This is a genomic window from Devosia sp., assembly GCF_034675085.1.
Taxonomy (GTDB): Bacteria; Pseudomonadota; Alphaproteobacteria; order Rhizobiales; family Devosiaceae; genus Devosia.
Genome location: NZ_JAUCDN010000445.1, coordinates 1 through 2,034, shown reverse-complemented (window position 1 = coordinate 2,034; position 2,034 = coordinate 1). Strand labels below are relative to the sequence as shown.

Annotated in this window: 2 protein-coding genes; both read right to left on the bottom strand. The window is 55.7% G+C overall.

What is annotated here, in order from left to right; all coding sequences use genetic code 11:
• Positions 1-64: 64 nt before the first annotated feature.
• Positions 65-1,576 (bottom strand): hypothetical protein, encoded by a 1,512-nt coding sequence (locus VDP82_RS17535; protein WP_323016102.1) that lies wholly within the window; start codon positions 1,574-1,576, stop codon positions 65-67.
• 4 nt (positions 1,577-1,580) lie between these two features.
• Positions 1,581-1,778, bottom strand: a complete 198-nt coding sequence (locus VDP82_RS18085; protein ID WP_293862213.1) for a helix-turn-helix transcriptional regulator — start codon at positions 1,776-1,778, stop codon at positions 1,581-1,583.
• Between the last annotated feature and the right edge of the window lie 256 nt (positions 1,779-2,034).

Genomic DNA, 2,034 nt, shown 5'->3' with positions numbered 1-2,034 from the left:
GGTATGTCACGATATTTTTTATGCCTTCCCTTATATGAAGGCGTTCTGGTAGCTGGGATTTTTTCTATTTTATACTTATCTTAATCTTAGGTAGATGATGAAATATAAACATATACTCTTCTTCCATCAGCCGACGTAACTCGTCCTCTCTATCCTTTGCCACGAGGAAGCTGTCATGGATGGGAAGAGAAACAATTTCTTCCTTCCGCAAGTGGGTGATAATCGACAAGGCAATGTCGGAATCCAGCCTTTGCAGGCGTAGTCCCGCCCCGGTGCCGAAAGCATTGGCGATAGGGGCGTGTTTCTCCTCGATCATTCGGCGTAATTGTGGTCGCTGGAAATAAGGAAGGAAGGAAAATCCTTTGATCCTCGCCAGTTCGGGCTGGCCCCCCGGATTGCCGTTGATGAGAGCTTGGGTCAGGCTTTTCATTCCTTCCCTGAAATAGTCAGGCGACAGGCCATTTTCCTTCTCGCAGGCGACCAGCTCGTCCAGCCGGTAGGGATCGCCCTGATAGTCGATGCCTCGTTGGTGGTAGAGCATCCGAATATGGCAGCCGGAAAAATCCAGTTCCACGGTCGGTCTGCCGTTGATCGTTATCCGTTTCCGCAACCGTCCCGGCACGTTGATCCACCAGCCTCCATAGAGCCTGCCGCCCTGATCGAACGAGCCGTTGTTGAACTGCCGGTATAGATCGGTCTGGAGCAATTCGGGGTGGATGAGGACCGGGCAATCCCCGCTCTTCCGCGCGCATCTCTCGGCGTTCCAATTCTCCACCCATTCGGCTTCCTCTTCCTCCGTCAGAGCCAGAGCAATATTCTGTTGCCGGACAAAGGCATTGTATGCCTGTAGCTGCTCTGCCCAGCGGCGGGTGTCGTCGGTCGGCTCGAAGGTTAGATAGGAAGTGTCGGAATTTCCCTCGCGGAGCCTTACCAGCCGTTCCGGGGGCAGGCACAAGGTCAGGCTGTGCTGGGTAACGCCGCAGTCTTGGGCCATGCCGTAGAGCCTCGGCATGATATGGTATGTGGAAGCCTGTCCCCTCTTGCCGGGATAGGCCTTGATAAGTCGGGCGGCTTCTAGAAGATCGATGGTGTGAGCCATCGCCCTGCCATTCAGCCAGCCGGGGCCATCGGGATAACCCTCGGCTCTACGCGAATAGGCAATCCGATTTGAGCGTCGATGATAGTGGCACCGGAAGCCATTGGCGAGGATTGCCCGGACAAGAGCGTAGCGGTTTCGTGCGTCGGCTTGCTTTGGTTTGCGCCGCCGCGATTCGATTGCGGTAATGAGCGACAAGGCCGCCGTAGCCAAGGCGTCGCCTTCCGGGTCGCGGAAATCCAGAGCCGGATCGAGCCATGTGCCTTTAAGCAGTTCGAGGCCCGTCGCAGCCTTTCCGCTGGCGGGGCCGGCGGCAAGCGGGTCCGGTGGCAGGATTTGAGATGGCTGTGCGGCGATGGCACTGGTTGGCGCTGCGGCATAGCGGTTGGCTTGCCCCCGATTGTCGGGGATTTCATCATGGGAGGCCGGGGAGGCAGGCGATGCTGCCTCCAGCCAAGACACACAATTGTCAAAGTCCATTGGATTATTCGATTAGACCGGCGACGAAGGCGTCTATCTCGCTCCGCAAATAGCGGGCGCACGAACCGATGTAGCGGGCGTCCACGTCAAGGATGTGAGGTAGTCCATGCCTTCGCTTGTGTCGTTGCCCTCTCACCCACGAAGGGGAGAGGTTGAGGTAGCTGGCAACATCTTTGTCGGTAAGAAAGGCGGCTTCAATCATCTGCATTTTCTCCATGCAGTTGCAGAGCGTGGAGCTGGGACTCCACACTCTAGCGTGTTTATAGATCCTGATAGAGATGGAGCGAAATCCCCATCCATACCTATATTTTACCAGATTGGTTATTAAATGTCAAGAAGATTCGACATAGGGGATCATTGTTTCGATGGTCAAGGCCGGCATTTTTGGCTGCGATCTGGGAAAGGCTAGGCGGTGGGCGGAAGATTTCCGGTCAACGCGGCAATGTCGCATTTCAGGG